17 protein-coding genes and 1 pseudogene are annotated in these 17,715 nt (G+C 76.3%); 10 read left to right on the top strand and 8 right to left on the bottom strand.

Going from position 1 to position 17,715, the window contains the following annotated elements; translation table 11 throughout:
* Positions 1-51 precede the first annotated feature (51 nt).
* From MW084_RS17705 to bla, 3 genes are all read right to left on the bottom strand, one after another.
* Positions 52-2,433 (bottom strand): glycoside hydrolase family 65 protein, encoded by a 2,382-nt coding sequence (locus MW084_RS17705; protein WP_010470089.1) that lies wholly within the window; start codon positions 2,431-2,433, stop codon positions 52-54.
* Complete coding sequence (locus tag MW084_RS17710) at positions 2,430-3,203, bottom strand: HAD family hydrolase (protein ID WP_010470088.1); 774 nt, start codon at positions 3,201-3,203, stop codon at positions 2,430-2,432. The genes MW084_RS17705 and MW084_RS17710 overlap by 4 nt, the downstream gene beginning before the upstream one ends.
* Positions 3,204-3,375: 172 nt before the next feature.
* A partial coding sequence (bla, locus tag MW084_RS17715; RefSeq protein WP_275563677.1) for a class A beta-lactamase occupies positions 3,376-4,200 on the bottom strand: 825 nt, incomplete at its 5' end.
* A gap of 309 nt (positions 4,201-4,509) precedes the next feature.
* Here bla and MW084_RS17720 point away from each other — a divergent pair.
* Together MW084_RS17720 and MW084_RS17725 are read left to right on the top strand one after the other, a co-directional pair.
* On the top strand, positions 4,510-5,337 hold the full coding sequence (locus tag MW084_RS17720; protein ID WP_010470084.1) for a SigE family RNA polymerase sigma factor: 828 nt from the start codon (positions 4,510-4,512) through the stop codon (positions 5,335-5,337).
* Positions 5,338-5,509: 172 nt separating this feature from the next.
* The gene (locus tag MW084_RS17725) at positions 5,510-6,253 is read left to right on the top strand and encodes a 3-oxoacyl-ACP reductase family protein (protein WP_029553441.1); all 744 of its coding nucleotides are present in this window, start codon (positions 5,510-5,512) and stop codon (positions 6,251-6,253) included.
* An 86-nt stretch (positions 6,254-6,339) separates the two neighbouring features.
* Here MW084_RS17725 and MW084_RS17730 read toward each other — a convergent pair whose 3' ends face one another.
* Positions 6,340-7,230, bottom strand: coding sequence for an RNA polymerase sigma-70 factor (locus tag MW084_RS17730; protein WP_010470080.1), 891 nt, complete (start codon positions 7,228-7,230; stop codon positions 6,340-6,342).
* Positions 7,227-8,324 (bottom strand): NAD(P)/FAD-dependent oxidoreductase, encoded by a 1,098-nt coding sequence (locus MW084_RS17735; protein WP_010470078.1) that lies wholly within the window; start codon positions 8,322-8,324, stop codon positions 7,227-7,229. Before MW084_RS17735 ends, MW084_RS17730 begins: the two co-directional genes overlap by 4 nt.
* A 420-nt stretch (positions 8,325-8,744) precedes the next feature.
* Between MW084_RS17735 and MW084_RS17740 the strand changes: the two genes are divergently transcribed.
* From MW084_RS17740 to MW084_RS17755, 4 genes are all read left to right on the top strand, one after another.
* Positions 8,745-9,692 carry a GlxA family transcriptional regulator gene (locus MW084_RS17740; protein ID WP_010470076.1) on the top strand — a complete coding sequence of 316 codons (948 nt, stop codon included), beginning with the start codon at positions 8,745-8,747 and terminating at the stop codon, positions 9,690-9,692.
* A gap of 151 nt (positions 9,693-9,843) precedes the next feature.
* Positions 9,844-10,479 (top strand): DJ-1/PfpI family protein, encoded by a 636-nt coding sequence (locus MW084_RS17745; RefSeq protein WP_010470075.1) that lies wholly within the window; start codon positions 9,844-9,846, stop codon positions 10,477-10,479.
* Between the two features lie 132 nt (positions 10,480-10,611).
* Positions 10,612-11,220, top strand: a complete 609-nt coding sequence (locus MW084_RS17750) for a DJ-1/PfpI family protein (RefSeq protein ID WP_010470074.1) — start codon at positions 10,612-10,614, stop codon at positions 11,218-11,220.
* 53 nt (positions 11,221-11,273) lie between these two features.
* The gene (locus MW084_RS17755) at positions 11,274-12,059 is read left to right on the top strand and encodes a DJ-1/PfpI family protein (protein ID WP_050986750.1); all 786 of its coding nucleotides are present in this window, start codon (positions 11,274-11,276) and stop codon (positions 12,057-12,059) included.
* Between the two features lie 296 nt (positions 12,060-12,355).
* On the opposite strand, the gene MW084_RS17760 is transcribed toward MW084_RS17755, so the two are convergent.
* Both MW084_RS17760 and MW084_RS17765 read right to left on the bottom strand, forming a co-directional pair.
* Complete coding sequence (locus tag MW084_RS17760; protein WP_029553440.1) at positions 12,356-12,541, bottom strand: hypothetical protein; 186 nt, start codon at positions 12,539-12,541, stop codon at positions 12,356-12,358.
* 87 nt (positions 12,542-12,628) lie between these two features.
* Positions 12,629-13,063, bottom strand: a complete 435-nt coding sequence (locus MW084_RS17765; protein ID WP_010470071.1) for an ATP-binding protein — start codon at positions 13,061-13,063, stop codon at positions 12,629-12,631.
* A gap of 449 nt (positions 13,064-13,512) precedes the next feature.
* Here MW084_RS17765 and MW084_RS17770 point away from each other — a divergent pair, with 449 nt between their 5' ends.
* The 4 genes from MW084_RS17770 to MW084_RS17785 all read left to right on the top strand — a co-directional run bounded on the left by MW084_RS17770 (position 13,513) and on the right by MW084_RS17785 (position 17,177).
* Complete coding sequence (locus MW084_RS17770; RefSeq protein WP_010470069.1) at positions 13,513-13,719, top strand: hypothetical protein; 207 nt, start codon at positions 13,513-13,515, stop codon at positions 13,717-13,719.
* A gap of 105 nt (positions 13,720-13,824) precedes the next feature.
* A complete protein-coding gene (locus MW084_RS17775; protein WP_010470068.1) occupies positions 13,825-14,223 on the top strand; it encodes a DUF2267 domain-containing protein in 399 nt (132 codons plus the stop codon).
* Between the two features lie 328 nt (positions 14,224-14,551).
* Positions 14,552-16,621 (top strand): galactose-binding domain-containing protein, encoded by a 2,070-nt coding sequence (locus MW084_RS17780; RefSeq protein ID WP_010470067.1) that lies wholly within the window; start codon positions 14,552-14,554, stop codon positions 16,619-16,621.
* A 4-nt stretch (positions 16,622-16,625) separates the two neighbouring features.
* The gene (locus MW084_RS17785) at positions 16,626-17,177 is read left to right on the top strand and encodes a DUF2165 domain-containing protein (protein ID WP_010470066.1); all 552 of its coding nucleotides are present in this window, start codon (positions 16,626-16,628) and stop codon (positions 17,175-17,177) included.
* Between the two features lie 34 nt (positions 17,178-17,211).
* On the opposite strand, the pseudogene MW084_RS17790 reads toward MW084_RS17785, so the two are convergent.
* A pseudogene (locus MW084_RS17790) lies at positions 17,212-17,715 on the bottom strand (protein translocase subunit SecD); the annotation flags it as partial.

Raw genomic sequence — 17,715 nt, forward strand, 5'->3', positions numbered from 1 at the left:
AAAGTTGTCAACTGATCGCATACCCTCCGCATCCGCCCGCCCCCGCCGTCCCTACTCCGGCAGCGGCAGCCGCACCGACCGGCCCGGCTCGATCGACACCGCGGTCCCGGGCAGTTCGATGTCGATCGGGGCGACCCCCGACTCCGGCACCGTCACGTGCAGGCTCTCCGGCGTCACCCGCAGCCGCACCCCCCAGTGCCCGTGGAACCGCAGTGTGAAGGCGTACTCCGACAGCTCCGGCAGCCGCACCGGGTCCAGCCGCAGCACCCCGCCCCGCGTGTCCAGACCCGTCAGCCCCCGCTGCACCAGGTCCAGCGTGCCCGCCATCGCGCCCAGGTGGATGCCCTCACCGGTCGTCCCGCCGTGCAGGTCCGCGATGTCCGCCTCCAGCGCCTCCTGGCAGAACTCCCACGCCCCCGCCCGCCGCACCCGCGCCAGCACCCAGCCGTGCACCAGCACGCTCAGCGTCGACCCGTGGCTGGTGCGCCGCAGGTAGTAGTCGACGGTCCGCCACCACGTCCCGTCGTCCAGCGCGTACCCCAGCCGCCGCAGCAGCCCCCGCAGCTCCGCCGGCGGGAACAGGTACCCCAGCATCAGCACGTCCGCCTGCTTGGACGCCTGGTACCGGTTGACCGTGTCGCCCTCCGCCTCCAGGATCCGGTCCAGCCGCCGGATGTCCCCGTACGCGTGCCGCAGCCCCTCCCAGTCCAGTTCGGCCAGCTCCCCGTAGCCGTGGAACTGGCTGATCACCCCGTCGTGGAACGGCACGTACAGCCGCCGCGACACGTCCTCCCAGAGCGCCAGCTCGTCGCGGTGCACCCCGATGCGCTCCTCCAGCTCCCGCCGCCGCGGCTCCGGCAGCGCCGCCGTCAGCTCCAGCGCCCGCGCCAGCACCCACGACGCCGTGACGTTCGTGTACGCGTTGTCGTCCAGGCCCGGGCGCGGCGCCCCCGGATACGCGTCGTGGTACTCGTCCGGCCCCATCACCCCGCGGATCCGGTACCGGTCCAGCCCCTCGTCGTACTCCGCCGAACCCGCCCAGAACCGGGCGATCTCCAGCAGCATCTCGGCGCCCTTGGTGTGCAGGAACTCGTCGTCGCCGGTCGCCTCCCAGTACCGCCACACGTTGTACGCGACGGCCGAGCCCACGTGGTGCTGGAGGTGCGAGTGGTCCGGCAGCCAGCGCCCCGAACGGGGGTTGAGGTGCAGCCGCTGCGTCTCCTCCCGGCCGTCGCTGCCGCTCTGCCACGGGTACATCGCCCCCGTCCGGCCCGCGTCCCGCGCGGCGGACCTCGCCCTCCCCAGCCGCCGGTGCCGGTACGTCAGCAGCGCCCGGGACACCTCCGGGAAGTGCAGGTTCAGGTACGGCAGGACGAACAGCTCGTCCCAGAACACGTGCCCCCGGTACGCCTCCCCGTGCAGCCCGCGCGCCGGCACGCCCACGTCCAGGTCCGCCGTGTGCGGCGACAGCGTCTGCAGCACGTGGAACAGGTGCAGCCGCAGGATGCGCCCCGCCTTGTCCGGCACCTCCAGCTCGGCCCGCCGCCACAGCTGCTGCCAGGCCGTCCGGTGCGACACCAGCAGCCCGCCGAAGCCGTCCGCCCGGCCCACCCGGTCCACCGCCGCGTGCAGGGGATCGGAGATCGCCGGGTCGCGCGAGGTGTGCAGCGCCACCACCTTGTCGACCGTCACCGCCGCGCCGGGCAGCAGCGCCAGCCGGTACCGCTGCGCCACCCGCCGGTCGCCGTGCACCACCACGGCGTCCTCCGGCGCCGTCGTCCGCGCGGCCAGCCCGATCCGCACGCCGGAGGCGGCCGTGCGGCAGCGCAGCCACACCCGGCCGTCCTCCGTCTCGCCGGTCACCACGTCCTTCAGGTGCCGCGACGACAACTGCCGGTAGCGGGCCACGCCCGTGTTGGCGACCGAGCCGTCCAGCTCGGCCTCCACCTCCAGCGCCCCCGCCCAGTTCTCGGCCGTGAACTCCGTGCGCAGCGCCGCCACGTGCGGGTCGCCCATGTGGACCAGCCGCAGCTGCCGCACCGCCAGCCGCCGCCCGTCGTCGTCCTCGTACCGGCTGCACCGCTCCAGGACGCCGCCGCGCAGGTCCAGGCGGAGGGAGTGGTCGGTGAGGAACTCGTGCGCCGGCGCCAGCCACGGCCCGGGCTCCGCGCCGTCGGCCACCCGGTAGCGCACGGGCAGCCAGTTCGGCAGGTTCACCATGTCCTCGTTCTCGACGCGCCGCCCCGCCACCTCCGAGTCCAGCCGGTCGTAGCAGCCCGCCACGTACGTCCCCGGGTAGTGCGTCCCGTCCGCCGCGCACTCCGGGAGCGCGCCGCGCGTCGCGAAGTAGCCGTTGCCCAGGGTGCACAGCGCCTCCCGCAGGGCCTCGCGCTCGGCGGCGTACCCCTCGAACTCCCACGTCCAGCCGCTCACGACGGCCGCCCCTCCGGGCCGGCGAGCAGCTCTGCCACGTCGGCGACGACGAGGTCGGCGCCGTGGTGGAGCAGCGCGTCCGCCGTACCGGGACCGGCCGCCCGGTCGACGCCCACCACCGGGGCGAACCCGCCGCGCCGCCCCGCCTCCACGCCCGCCAGCGCGTCCTCCACCAGCGCGCACCGCCCGGCCGGCACGCCGAGCCGCCGCGCCGCCTCCAGGAACAGCGCCGGGTCCGGCTTGCCGGGCAGCCCCAGCCGGGCCGCCTCCACCCCGTCCACCAGCGCGTCGAGCAGGCCGAGCAGCCCGGACCGCTCCAGCAGCTCGCGGGCGTGCCGCGACGCCGACGCCGCCGCCACCGGCACCCCCGCCGCCCGCAGCGCCCGCAGCAGCCGCACCGAGCCCGGGTAGGCGTCCACGGGGCGCTCGCGCAGCCACCGGGTGAAGCGCCGCTCCTTGTCGGCGGCGACCGCCTCCACGGCGGCCGGGTCCGCGGGCAGCCCGCGCGCCGCGAGGAAGGCCGCCGCCCCGTCCAGCCGGGGGCGCCCGTCGACGTACCGCCGGTACTCCCCGGCCGCGTCGAACGGCCGCCGCGCCGAGGCGTCCGCGGCCGTCGGCGGCAGGCCGCTCAGGTACGCGTCGAACGCCGCCTTCCAGGTCGCCGCGTGGACCCGCGCCGAGTCGGTGAGCACCCCGTCGGTGTCGAGGACGACGGCCCGCGCGGACCGCAGCGCGGGGACCACCGGGCTCCGGTCCGTGCCTGGGCTCATGGCGGCGTCTCCTTGCGTCGTCGGCCGTCGCCCCGGACGCCCCGGACGCCCGGCGACGGCCGGGGCGCCCGGCGCGGGCGCGAGGAACGGGCTCCACCGCCCATCATGGCCCGGTCCCGGCCGCGGGGCGCCCGTGCGGGGGCCATGAGGGGCACGCGGCCCGCCCGCAGGGTCAGCCCACGGCCTCCGCGAGGAGCGCCGCCGCCTCGGCGACCAGCGCGTTGTCGGCCGCCGCGTCCGGGGCGAACCGGGTCGTCAGGACGGCCAGCACCACCGGCGGCCGACCGGGCGGCCAGGCGACGCCCGCGTCGTTGTTGCTCCCGTACCCGCCGCCGCCGGTCTTGTCGGCCAGCGGCCAGTCGGCGGGCAGCCCCGCGCGGAACCGCTCGTCGCTCGTCTTGTTGGCGAGCATCCACCGCGTCAGCCGCTCCCGGTCCGGCGCCGCCAGCACGTCGCCGAGGAGGAGCCGCCCGTACGTCCGGCCGATCGCGCGCGGCGAGGTCGTGTCGGTGGTCCGCCACGGCTCGGCCGAGTTCAGCTCCGGCTCCCAGCGGTCCAGCCGGGTGACGCCGTCGCCGACCGACCGGCAGAACCGGGTCACCGCGGTCGGTCCGCCCAGCTCGCGCAGGAGCAGGTTGCCGGCCGTGTTGTCGCTGCGGGTGAGGGTGGCGTCGCACAGCTCGGCGACGGTCATCCCGTTCGCCAGGTTCTCGGGCCGCTCGGTGACGGGGGAGAAGCCCGACTCCCTCACGTACCGCTCGGTGTAGTGCAGGCGCCTGGCCAGCACCTCGCCGTCCCGGTCCAGGTCCCGCAGCACGGCGGCGACGGCGACGGCCTTGAACAGCGACGCCATCGGGAAGAGCTCGTCCGCCCGGTGGGCCACCGTCCGCCCGGTCCCCGTGTCGTACGCGAACGCGCCGAGCCGCGCGCCGTGCGCCCGTTCGAGCGCCCGCAGCCGCCCCTCGACGCGGGCCCGGCGGCCGGGCGCGGCGTGCGCNGGCCCGGACGCGACGGCGGCGGCCAGCGCGGCCCCCGCNCCCCGCGGCCAGGACGGCGCGGCGGTTCATACGTGCCTCGGTGCGGTTCACGGTGAGCACCCCTTCGTCTCGGACGGTGGAAGAACACCCCTCACGACGGCCCCTCACACCCCACCGGTTTCACCCGTCACGCACCCGGCCGAAAACCACCCCCGGCGGGAGCAGTCGGCGGCCGGGGCGGTCCGGGCGCCGCCCCGGTACTCCGGAGCGGCCCGGGCGATCGGTTCCGGCCACCTGAAGTAACGTTTCTGCCAGGAGCGCGGAACGCCGTGGCGCACCGCGCGAACCGCCGCCGCGTCACGTCAGGATGCGCCTATGCACACTTCCGCCCGGAGCTGGTCGCCCACCCGATGAGCCAGAACACCCCGCCGTCCGACCCCGCCCCGACCCCGGCCGAGTCCTTCGACGCGCTCTACGCCCACGCCGCCCCGGCCCTGGTCCACCAGGCGTACCTGCTCACCGGGGCCCGCAGACACGCCTTCGACTCCGTCGAGCACGCCTTCCAGCGTGCCTGGGAGAGCTGGCCGGAGGTCGCCGCCGACCCCGACCCGGTCGGCTGGGTGCGGGCGCGGACCCACGACTACGCGCTCGCCCCCTGGCACCGGTTCCCCGGCCGCCTCAGGCGCCCCGAGACCCCGCCCGCCGACCCCGCCCACCGGGCCCTGCTCGCACTGCCGCCCCTCCACCGCCGCACCCTCCTGCTCTGCGACGGCCTCGGCCTGGACGCGGAGGCGGCCGCCGCCGAGACCGCGGCCAGCGTCCCGGCCACGACGAGCCGGCTGCACCACGCGCGCACCGCGCTCGGGCAGCGGGTCCCCGACCTCGCGGACCCCGAGGCCCAGCGCGAGTGGCTCGGCGACCTCGTCGCGACGGTGTCCACCGCGACGCTCCCGCTGGCCCGGTCCGTCCGCACCGGCAGCGAGCGCCGCCTGCGCACCCTGACGCGGACGGTGTACGGGGTGGTGCTCCTCCTCGTCTGCGCCGTCCTGCTGGCGGCCCTCACCGCTGCCTCCCCCCGCCCGGAACCGGCCCCCCGGGACCGCGTCGTCGACGGCGCACCGCACTCCGACGGCCACCGGTTCCCCCGGCCCCGGTGAGGCGCCGCGCTCCGGACCCGCGGGCCCGGAGCGCGGCGCTCGCGAAGCGGCCGGCTCCCGGCGGGCCCCGGCAGCCGCCGCCCCCGACCTGATGTCGGAATCCCGCCGGACTCCCGGCCCGGGACGCACGAGCATCGACATGTCCGCGAACCCGACAGAGAGACCAGCGAACATGACCGTGATGCTTGGGGGCAGGGTGGCACTCGTGACCGGCGGCAGCCGGGGCATCGGCGAGGCCGTCGCGCTCGCACTCGCCGAGGACGGAGCCGACGTCGCGCTGACCTACCGGCACGGTGCCGAACGCGCGGCGGCCGTGGTGGACCGGATCGAGGCGCTGGGCCGCCGGGCCCTGGCCGTCAGGGCCGACAGCGCGGACCCGGAGGCGGTCCGCGACGCGGTGGACCGGGTCGCCGCCGGGTTCGGACGGCTCGACATCCTGGTCAACAACGCGGGGATCGGCGTACTGGGCCCCGTCGAGGAGCTGTCGGCGGCGGACGTCGACCGCGTGCTGCACGTCAACGTACGGGCCCCGTTCGTCGCCGCCCAGGCCGCCGTCCGGCACATGGCCGAGGGCGGGCGGATCATCGGCATCGGCAGCTGCATGGCCGAGCGGGTCCCGTTCCCGGGCAGCTCCCTGTACTCGACGAGCAAGAGCGCCCTGACCGGCCTGACCAGGTCGCTCGCCCGCGAGCTGGGCCCGAGGGGCATCACGGTCAACCTGATCAGCCCCGGGCCGATCGACACCGACATGAACCCCTCCGACGGCCCGGCCGCCGACCTGCAGAGGGGCCTCACGGCGCTCGGCCGCTACGGGCGGCCGTCGGACGTCGCCGCGATGGTGTCGTACCTCGCGGGCCCGGGCGGCCGGTACGTCACCGGCGCCGCCATCGCCGTGGACGGCGGCTTCGTCGCGTGAGCCCCGGCGGGCCGGCGGCCCCGTGCCGCCGGCCCGCCCACCCGGTCGTCGGCCGGCCCCGAGGACCCCGGCCCCCGGGGCGCGGCTCACACCCTGACCGAGGTGAGCTTCTCCGGGTTGCGCACGGAGTAGACGGCCGTCACGGCGCCGTCGCGGACCTCGATCGACGTCACCTGGTCGAGCTCGCCGTCGATGAGCACCACGACGGAGTGCATCCCGTTGAACGCGCCGACACGGATGTCGACCTCGCCCGCGCGAAGGCCCTTGTCCAGGAGCCCGAGGAGCAGCCTGGCCACCTTGTCCGGCCCGACCACGGGGCGCCGCGCCGCGCTCACGACCCCGCCGCCGTCGGACAGGAGCACCACGTCGGGCGCGAGCAGGTCCATGAGGCCCTGGAGGTCGCCGGTCGCGGTCGCCGCCAGGAACCGCTCGGCGACCGGCCGCGCCTCGGCGGGGGTGGCGACCGCGGTGTGCCGCCTCGCGCGCACGCTGCCGCGGGCGCGCTGGTTCAGCTGCCGCACCGCGGCCTCGGACCTGCCCACCGCGGCGGCGATCTCCGCGTAGTCGAAGCCGAACACCTCGCGCAGCACGAACACCGCGCGCTGGGCCGGGGTCAGGGACTCCAGGACCAGCAGCATCGCCGTGGTCACGGCCTCGCCCGTGAGCACGTGGTCGACGGCGTCGGGCGCGTCGCCCGCGGCGCCCGTCGCCAGGGGCTCGGGCAGCCACGGCCCCACGTACTCCTCCCGGCGGCGGGCGGCCGACCGCAGCACGCCGAGCGCCTGCCGGGTGACGATCCGCGCCAGGTAGGCCCGCGCGTTCTCCACCGAGGCGCGGTCCACCGACCGCCACCGCAGGTAGCTGTCCTGCAGGACGTCCTCCGCGTCGGCCACCGACCCGAGGATCTCGTAGGCGATCGAGAACAGCAGGGCCCGGTGCGCGGTGAACTCGTCCGCGGGGTCCGGCCGCCCGGTCACTTCGCCCCCCGCAGCCAGGTGTAGACGGCGGTGCGGGCGCTGGACTTCGCGTAGCGGCAGATCCGCTCCTTGCCCACGGCCGCGGCGCGCCCGGCGAGGCGGAACCGGGACGCGGTCCCGTCCCTGCGGTCGACCTGCAGCAGCCCGTCGTGCCGGCCCAGGCTCAGCGCCTGACCGGCGTACCCCATGGAGTACGGAGCGGGGTCGCGGCCTTCGATCATCCGCGCCAGGGTATCCGCCGCGTGCGCGCCCTGCGGCATGGCCGTCGCGCAGGCCGCCCGGGAACCGGGAACCGCCGCGCAGTCGCCGACGGCGAAGATCCGCGGGTCGGTCACGCTGCGCAGGTACGCGTCGACCACCGCACGCCCCTCGCCGTCCACCGCGAGGCCGCTGCGGGCGGCCAGGTCGGGCACGCCGCCGACGACCGCCCACAGCGTGAGGTCGGAGGCGGCCGGCGGGCGCGAGCCGAAGCGCACCGCGTCACCGCCCCCCTCCCCGGCGCCCGGTTCGATCCGTACGACGGAGTCCTCCACGACCTCCACGCCCAGGCGGTCCAGGCCGGTGCGCACGCGTTCCCGCGCCCCCGGCGACAGGCTCGGGGCGATCACCCGCCCCACGAGCCGCACCCGCAGGTCGGGGCGGCCGAAGGCGATCTCGGACGCCGTCTCGACGCCCGTGAGCCCGCCGCCGACGACGGTGACCGTCCTCCCGCCGGGCAGTCCGGCCAGCGCGGCCCGCGCCTCCTCCGCGCCCTCCCAGGTCCCCACCGGAACGCTGCCCGGCAGCGGTACGGCCGTGCTGCCCACCGCGAGGAGGAGGTGGTCGAAGTCGAGACCGGTCCCGTCGCCCAGGACGACCCGCCCGTCGCCGATCTTCTCGACGGCACCCACCCGCGTGGCGATCCCCTCGCGCAGCATCGACGCCAGCGGGGCCGTGGCGGTCCCGGTCCCGGCGACCCGCTCGTGCAGCCGTACCCGCTCCACGAAGTCCGGACGGGGGTTGACCACCGTGATCCGCGCCGTCCTCACCTTCCTGGCCAGCCGGTTCGCCGCGATCGTCCCCGCGTACCCGGCCCCCACCACCACGATCCTCATGTGCGCCTCCTGTCGTGCGAGCAGTTCACACACGGGATGCGGCACGCCCCGCGGTTGTGACGGGCGCGCCGGGTGACCTGCGTCACGTACGACCCTCCCGCCGTGCCGGGGGCTCCTTCCGCACGCCACGGCCGGCCTCTCCCGCCGGCACCTCCGCGTCATCCGGGGGCCTCCGCTCGCCGGCGAGCGTCCCGGCCGTCCACCGGATGCCCTGCCGGGCCGGCTACCCCCTCGCCGTCGGGCGGGCTCCGTCCGGACGGGCGCCGCCCCACCCCGGGCCCCACGAGGGCCGGGTGCGCCCCGGGCCTCCCGGGCCCGCTTCGGGCGGCGGCCGGCGGGCGGCGGGGGCGCGGTGCGGCGGAGCCGCCTTCCGCCGGGGTGCGGTCACGGGCCGTCCGGGTGGTGCATAGTCTCGGGCGCATGCATGGTGTCGCGGTTCTCGCGCTCGACGAGGTCTCCGCCTTCGACCTCGCCCTTCCCTGCCAGGTGTTCGCGCTCGTCACCGGCCCCGAGGGGACGCCCGCCTACGAGGTCCGCGTGTGCGTCGACCGCGAGACGGCGGCGACGGCCGGCCCCACGGCCCCGTTCCGGGTCTCCTCCCCGTACGGCTGGGACGACGTCCTCCACGCGGACACGGTCGTCGTGCCCGGCAACCCGATCGACAGCGTCCCGGACCCCCGCGCGTTACGGCTGCTGCGGGAAGCCGCGGAAGCCGGGGCGCGCATCGCCTCGATCTGCACCGGGGCCTTCGTGCTCGCGGAGGCAGGACTGCTCGAAGGCCGCAGGGCGACGACGCACTGGCGGTTCGCCGACGCGCTGGCCGAACGGTTCCCGGGCGTCGACGTGGACCCGTCGGTGCTGTACGTGGACGAGGGGCAGGTGCTCACGTCGGCCGGCGTCGCCGCCGGCCTGGACCTGTGCCTGCACCTGGTGCGCCGCGACCACGGCGCCGCCGCCGCCGCGCACGCGGCGCGGATGCTGGTGATGCCGCCCCAGCGGACCGGCGGGCAGGCGCAGTTCATCGAGTACCGGACGCCCGGGGTCGACTCCTCCGACCTCGGTGAGACGCTGCAGTGGATGCACCACAAGCTGGGCGAGCCGCTGTCCCTGGCCGACATCGCGGCGCACGCGATGATGAGCCGCCGCAGCCTGGCCCGGCACTTCCGGGCCCAGACGGGCACCACGCCCCTGCGGTGGCTGCTCGCGCAGCGCGTCCAGCGCGCCAGGGAGCTCCTGGAGACGACGGAGCTGCCCCTGGCGCGGGTCGCGGAGGCCACCGGCTTCGGAGCGGTCGAGACGCTCCGGCACCACTTCACCCGGCAGGTCGGCACGACACCGTCGGCGTACAGGTCCGCCTTCCGCCGCTGACGACGCCCCCGGATCCGGACTGGCCGTATCTTGCGCACCAGGGGCACGCGTGCCGGTGCCGCCGGGGAGCGGACACCGGGAGACTGGGCGCGTTCCCGCCCCACGGCCCGGCCCGCGGGGCACCCGCCCAGGTCCTCACGGAGGCCCTCCCATGCCCTCCCCGTCCGTACGTCCCGTACGCCCGAGTCCCGCGCGCCCCCTGCGCGTCCACACCGTCCTCTACGACGGCGTGGAGGAGCAGGACTTCGCCGGCCACGTCGAGGTGTTCGGCATCCTCGGCGAGGAACGCCTCGTCCAGTCCTTCGTCACCGCGGACGGAACCCGCCGCGTGACGACCTCCGCCGGCATGGAGATCGTCTGCCGGGACGCCTGGTCGCCCCGCTCCGCCGACGTGATCGTCGTCCCCGGCGGGGGGTACGGCGAGGGATCCGGCCTCCAGCGGGAGATCCGGCGCGGCACCCTGCCCCGGGCACTCGCGGCGGCCCGGCGGGACGGCCTCGTCATGGGCGCGGTGTGCACGGGCACCATGCTGCTGTCCGCGGCCGGCCTGACGGCCGGACGCCGCTGCACCACCCACCACATCGCCCTGGAGGAACTCCGGGCCCGGGGCGGTCGCGTGGTCGGCGGCCGGGTCGTCGACGACGGCGACCTGGTCACCTGCGGAGGTGTCACCTCCGGCATCGACCTGGGAATCTGGCTGATCGAGCGGTTCTTCGGACCCGACACGGCCCTGTTCGCCGAGGAGGTCCTCGAGTACCAGCGCCGCGGCACCGTGAACACCGCCTGACCGGCACCGTGAACACCGCCTGACCGGCACCGTGCCCGGCGGGCCGGCCGCCCCTCCCGCCCCTCCTGCTCCTCCCGCTCCTCTCCCTCCTCCGCACCGGTGCACCCGGTACCCGACACGAACGGCTCCTCCATGACCACCTACGGCATCCTCCTCTTCGACACCGTCGAGGAACTCGACTTCGCCGGCCCCTGGGAGGTCTTCACCACCTCCGCCGCCCTGCGGGACGGGGCGGACCGCGCCCTGCTCCTGGCCGAGCGCCCCGGCCCCGTCCACTGCGCCAAGGGGATGCGCGTCCTGCCCGACCACACCCTGGACGACCACCCCCCGATCGACGTGCTCCTCGTCCCCGGAGGGTCCGGCGCCCGCGAGACCGAACCGCACAATCCGCACGTCACCACGTGGATCGACGCCCAGGCCGCACGCGCCGAGTGGGTCGTCGGCGTCTGCACCGGCGCCTTCCTCCTGCACGCCGCCGGACCGGCGCGCGGGCGCAGGGTCGCCACCCACCGGCAGTACGAGGAGGCGCTGAGGGCACGCGGCGACGTCACCGTCGTGTCCGACGCCCGGTACGTCGTGGACGACCGGCTGGTGACCAGCCAGGGCGTGTCCGCCGGCATCGACGGCGCGCTGTGGCTCGTGGGGCGCCTGCACGGCCGTGAGCACGCCCGGGCGGTGCGCCGGGAGATCCAGTACGACCCCGCGCCGCCCTACCTCGCGGACGAACCGCTCGCCCCCTGACCGCTCCCGCCCCGGGCCGACGACGGATGAACCAGGAGAACCACGTGAACCACGTGAACCGACGCACCCTGCTGCGCACCGCGACCGCCCTCGGCGCCGCCGGACTCGCGACCGGCGCTCCCACCGCCACCGCCCACGCCGCCGCGGCCACCGGAACGGCCCCGCCGTCCGGATCCGGCGACCGCCGCCCCCTGCGCGCCCAGGTCGTCCTGTTCCAGGGCGTCGAGGAACTCGATCTCGCCGCGCCCTACGAAGTGCTCTCGGCCTCCGGCCACTTCACCGAACGCGACGTCGAGGTGCGGTACGTCGCCCTCGACGGCCCCGGACCCGTCACCGCCGCCTTCGGCACCAGGCTCCGCGCCGACCACGGCTGGGCCCCCGAGGAGGCGGACCTCCTCGTCGTGCCCGGCGGCGGCTACGCCCGCCGCGAGAGCCCCGGCGTCTGGGCCGAGATCCGCCGGGGCGCCCTCCCGCGGGCCCTGGCCGCCGCCCGCCGCCCGGGGTTGACCGTCGCCGGCCTGTGCACCGGCGTGATGCTCCTGTCGGCCGCCGGCCTCACCCGCGGCCGCCCCTGCACCACCCACCACCGGGCACAGGCCGACCTCGCCGAGCAGGGCGGCGTGCTGAAGAAGGCGCGGGTCGTCGACGACGGCGACCTGGTCACCGCCGGCGGCGTCACCTCCGGCCTGGACCTCGCCCTGTGGCTGGTCCGCCGCGAACTGGGCGTCGACGCCGCCCTCGGCCTGGAGGCCATGCTGGAGTACGAGGCCCGCGGCACCGTCTGGACCGCGCAGGACCGGACCGCGCAGGACCGGACCGCGCAGGACCGGACCGCGTAGAGCCCCACCGGGCCGGACTCGTACNGGGGGCGGGGGCCGGCGGACGGCCGTCCGCCGGGGCGCCACCGGCCCGGGGCGCGCGGCGTCCGCGAGGCGACGGGCCGACCGCCGGGCGGCGGCGGCCTTGCGAGGGGGCACGCCCCGGGCGGCCGAGAGGGCCGCCCGGGGATTCCTCCCGGTGGTCCACGGCCGGGTCCACGGGGCGTTCCCCGAGCCCGCCCGTCCGCCGATCCGCCGGCGCCGTCCGCGCACCGCGTCGGGGACCCGTGCCCGGCGACGTACGCGGAGGCACCCCCTCAGGCTCCGCCGGGGTGCCGCATCAGCTCCTGGAACATCGACATGCAGGACAGGCAGTGGAGGTCCGTCTCGTCGTCCTCCTCCCGGAGCGGCTGTCCGCAGAGGGCGGAGGACCGGTCGTGGCCGACGACGTGCCACACCAGGCCGCTGCCGGTGGCGGCCGTACCGATGCGCATTTCGTACATGGCGGCTCCCCGTGCGGTGGACGACGCTCCTCCCAGCCCAGCACGCCCGCGGTCGGCCCGCCTCCGCGCCCGGTCCGTCCGGGTGAGTCACCAGGGCAGGAAGACGTGCACGTCCTTGCCCTCGGGGCCGGTCAGCACGGACACCTGTGTGGCCAGGGCGTTCACCAGGTGCCACCCCACCGACCCGGTGTTGTCGGCGGGTGACCAGGGGCGGGGGACCGGTGGCCGCGGGTTGCCGTCCCGCATCACGATGTGGACCCCGTCGAAGGTGCGCCGCAACCGCAGGGAGAACGGGCCCGGCGCGTACTGCACGGCGTTGCCCGCCAGCTCGGTGACGACGAGCAGCACGTCGTCGCGCCGGTCCGGTTCCGAGGGCGTCACCAGTCGCTCCAGGGCGTCCAGATAGCGGTCGGTGAGGATTCTGGCCGCGGTCACGTCCTGCGGCGCCCCCTCGAAGAGGGCTTCCAGATCCCCGCCGTCCCGCCGGTCGGCGCCTTCGTTCATGGGCGTGCCGGTGGCCACTGCGTCCTCCTGTGCGTCACCCGGTTGCGGTCCGCCGGACGGGTGCCCAGTACGACCGCCGCGATTCCTGCCCGCCGCGCACCGCCCGGCGCGCGGCGGGGCCGGACGCGGCGCGCCCGCGTCGGCGGCGCGGGCGGCGCGACCCGCTCGGAAGGGGCGCGCCGAGCCCGGCCACCCCGTCGGCCGTCAAGAAAGCTGAGTCCCCGTTTGTCAATAACGGAGACTCATGCTATACGAAAATCATCGCCGGGCGATGTCGGGTCACCCCCGGTGACCCCGGGCCCTCCCGGACGGCTCCGGGCGCCCGCCGGCCACTCCTCGGCCCCGCCCGCGGACCGCGCCGGGGCACCGCGCCCCGCGAGCGGCCGGTCCGGGCCCGCACCGCCCGGCGACGACGGACGCCCGGCGACGGTGAAGGACGACCGACGACTGTGAAGGGGGGATCCCTCATGGAGCCGCTTCTCTGGCTGCTCGTCCCGCTGGCGGCCGCCCTCGGCGCGAGCCTGTGGGCCTGGTACGTCTCGCGCCCGCACCCGGCGGACGTGTGGACCGACGTCGACCGCTACGACCGCCTGCGCGCCTCCCTCGCCCCGACCGCGGTCCCCGCCCCCAGGGCGCGGGTCCGGACGGGGTCCGGCGCGCCCGGGGGGCGGTGAGCCCGGCGGGCACCGCCGGGAGCGCCCGGCGTGCGGGGAGCCCCGGCCGGTCCTACGGTGACAGGGCGGCTCCCGAGGGCCGTACGGCAGGAGGAGGGAGAGGCGATGCGGTACGACGAGTTCCTCGCCCGGGTGCGGGAGCGCGGCGAGTACCACGACCAGGCCGAGGCCGCGCAGATCACCCGCGCGGTGCTGGAGGTGCTCGGCCACCGCATCACACCGGGCGAGGCGGCGGACCTGGCGGCGCAGCTCCCCGGCGACCTGGGCGACGTGCTGACCGCCGACGCCGACGGCGGCCGTCCCACCGGGCGGTTCGGCATCGAGGAGTTCCACCGGCGGGTCGCCGAACGCACCGGGGCCCGCCCCCGCACCGCCCAGTGGGACGCGAGCGCCGTCCTGTCGACCCTGGCCGACGCCGTCTCGGGCGGGGAGCTGAACCAGATCATCAGCCAGCTCCCCAGCAGCTACGCCGTCCTCTTCGGCAAGGCGGACCTGGCGGACTGACCGCCCCGGCGCCCGGGCCCGCCGTATCACCGCGCCCGCCGCACCCGCCGTATCACCGCGCCCGCCGGGCCCGCCGTATCACCGTGCCCGCCGCGCCCGCCGTACCACCGACGCCTTCCCGCCCGCCGCGCCCGCGCCCGTCCCGGCGCACCCCTGTCCGCCCCTCCTCCGCGGGTGCGCGCCGGCCCGCGGCCCCCCGGTCNTCCCCCCCGCCGTACCGCCGTACCGTCCCGCCGCGCACCGGCTTCCGCATCCCTTGACGGCCCGGCGCACCGCCGCGATCCTCGACGCACCCCCACACGGGACATGACCGACAGGCGGTGCGCCCATGACCCGATCCTCCTCCTTACGGCGCGGGCTCCTCGCGCTGCTGTCCCTCCTCGTCACCGCGGCGGCCCTGGCCGCGGGCCCCCCGGCGGCCTCCGGCGCCGAGGCGCCGCCCGGCTGGTGGGAGCCCGTCGCGCGGCCCGCCCCCGACTCGCAGATCAACGTCACCGGCGAGCCCTTCCGGGGCACCGACTCCCGGGGCCGGGTGCGCGGCTTCGTCGACGCCCACAACCACATCATGTCCAACGAGGCCTTCGGCGGCCGTCTGGTCTGCGGCAAGGCGTTCTCCGAGCAGGGCGTCGCCGACGCGCTGAAGGACTGCCCCGAGCACTACCCGGACGGCTCCCTCGCCCTCTTCGACTTCCTCACCGGCGGCGGCGACGGCAGGCACGACCCGCACGGCTGGCCCACGTTCGCGGACTGGCCCGCCCACGACTCGCTGACCCACCAGCAGAACTACTACGCCTGGATCGAGCGCGCCTGGCGCGGCGGCCAGCGCGTCCTGGTCAACCACCTCGTCACCAACGGCGTCATCTGCTCCCTGTACTTCTTCAAGGACCGCGGCTGCGACGAGATGACGTCCATCCGCCTCCAGGCGCAGAAGACCTACGAGATGCAGGCGTACGTGGACCGGATGTACGGCGGGCCCGGCAGGGGCTGGTTCAGGATCGTCACCGACAGCGCCCAGGCCCGCGAGGTCGTCCGGCAGGGAAAGCTCGCCGTCGTCCTCGGCGTCGAGACCTCCGAGCCGTTCGGCTGCAAGCACGTCGGCGACGTGCCGCGGTGCGACCGCGGGGACATCGACCGCGGCCTCGACGAACTCCACCGGCTCGGCGTGCGCAGCGTGTTCCTGTGCCACAAGTTCGACAACGCCCTGTGCGGCGTCCGCTTCGACTCCGGCTCCCTCGGCACCGCCGTCAACGTCGGCCAGTTCCTGTCCACCGGCACGTTCTGGACGACCGAGCCGTGCACCGGCCCCCAGCACGACAACCCCATCGGCGGCGCCCCTGCCCCCGGCGCCGAGGCGAAGCTCCCGCCCGGCGTCACCGTCCCCGCGTACGCGGACGGCGCCCGGTGCAACGTCCGCGGCCTCACCGACCTCGGCGAGTACGCGCTGCGCGGGCTGATGCGGCGCGGCATGATGCTGGAGATCGACCACATGAGCGTCAAGGCCGCCGGGCGCGCCCTGGACGTCCTGGAGTCCGAGTCGTACCCGGGGGTCCTGTCCTCGCACAGCTGGATGGACGCCGACTGGACCGAGCGCGTCTACCGCCTCGGCGGGTTCGTCGCCCAGTACATGCACGGCGCCGAGGAGTTCACGGCCGAGGCGCGGCGCACCGACGCCCTGCGCGCCCGGTACGGCGTCGGGTACGGGTACGGCACCGACATGAACGGCTTCGGCGGCTGGCCCGCCCCGCGCGGCGCCGACGCCCCGAACCCGGTGCGCTACCCGTTCCGCACCGCCGACGGGGGCTCCGTCGTCGACCGGCAGACCACCGGGCAGCGGACCTGGGACCTCAACACGGACGGCGCCGCCCACCACGGGCTCGTCCCCGACTGGCTGGAGGACATCCGGGTCACCGGCGGCCAGGACATCGTGGACGACCTGCTCCTGGGCGCCGAGTCGTACCTCCGCACCTGGGGCGCCTCCGAACGCCACGACCCGGGCGCGAACCTCGCGGTGGGCGCGACCGCCACGGCGAGCTCCACCCAGTGGTGGGACCCGTCCGCCGACCACGCGCCCGGCCGGGCCGTCGACGGCGACACCCGCACCCGCTGGGCCAGCGGCTGGAGCGACGACCAGTGGCTCCGGATCGACCTGGGGGCGGTCCGCACCGTCGGGCGCGTCACCCTCGACTGGGAGGCCGCGTACGCCAGGGCGTACCGCGTGGAGGTGTCCGCCGACGGGTCGGCCTGGCGCACCGCCTGGTCCACCACGGCCGGCGACGGCGGCCTCGACACGGCGCGCTTCGCCGCCGCGCCGGCCCGGTACGTCCGCGTCACGGGGTGGGAACGCGGCACGCAGTGGGGATACTCCCTGCGCGAGGTCGGCGTCTACGGCGGGAGTTGACGGCATGGCGGACGGCGAGGTCCGGGCGGGCACCCGGCGGGCGCGGTGGCGGGTCCTCGGTACGGCGCCGTTCGCCGCGGCGGCGCTGACCGGCACGGTCGCGGTCTACATGGCGCTGGTCGCCTTCGGGAACATCACGGACTTCGACACGAACCGACAGTTCGTCCGGCACGTCCTCGCCATGGACACGACGTTCAGGGACCCCGACCTGATGTGGCGGGCCGTGAAGTCGCCCGTCCTCCAGGACGCCGCCTACGTGGCGATCATCGTCTGGGAGACCCTGGCCGCCGCCGTCCTCCTCCTCGCCACCGCCCTGTGGTTCGCCGCGCCGCGCCGGGGCTCCCACGCCCGCGCCCGCGCGGCGAGCTCGGCCGGGCTGGTCATGGTCCTGCTGCTGTTCGGCCTCGGGTTCATGGCCGTCGGCGGCGAGTGGTTCGCGATGTGGCAGTCCTCCGACTGGAACGGCCTCGACGCGGCCGCCCGCAACGTCGCCCTGGCCGCGTTCGCCCTCCTGGTGGTGCACCTCCCGCGTCCGGACGGGCACGAGGGGGCCTGAGGCGGCCCGGCCCCGGGGCCGGGCCGCCCGCACCTCAGACGCGGCCGGGCCCCTCCTTCCGGAGCTCCTTCTCCCGGCTCCCCTCCGTTCCGTGCCCGTCCTTTCGGGCGGCCTTCCCGGCGCCGTCCCGCTCCGGGCGCCCGCCGAGGGCCTGGAGCTCCACCGCCAGCGGGGCGGCGGTCAGCATCGACGAGTACGTGCCCACGACGACGCCGATCAGCAGGGCCAGCGCGAAGTCCGTCAGCGACCCGGTGCCCAGCACGGCCAGCGCGGCCAGGATGAACACCGCGCCCATGCCCGTGTTCAGCGTGCGCGGCACGGTCTGGAGCAGCGCCGTGTTGGTCACCCGCGCGAAGGACGACCCCGGGCGGGCCGCCCGCAGCTCCCGGATCCGGTCGAACACGACGACGGAGTCGTTCACCGAGTAGCCGATGACCGTCAGCAGCGCCGCCAGGAACACCCCGTCGACCGGCTTGCCCAGCCAGGCGAACACCCCGACGAGGATCACCGCGTCGTGGACCATCGCCACGACCGCCGA

Origin of the sequence: Streptomyces sudanensis (assembly GCF_023614315.1) — a bacterium.
Lineage (GTDB): Bacteria > Actinomycetota > Actinomycetes > Streptomycetales > Streptomycetaceae > Streptomyces > Streptomyces sudanensis.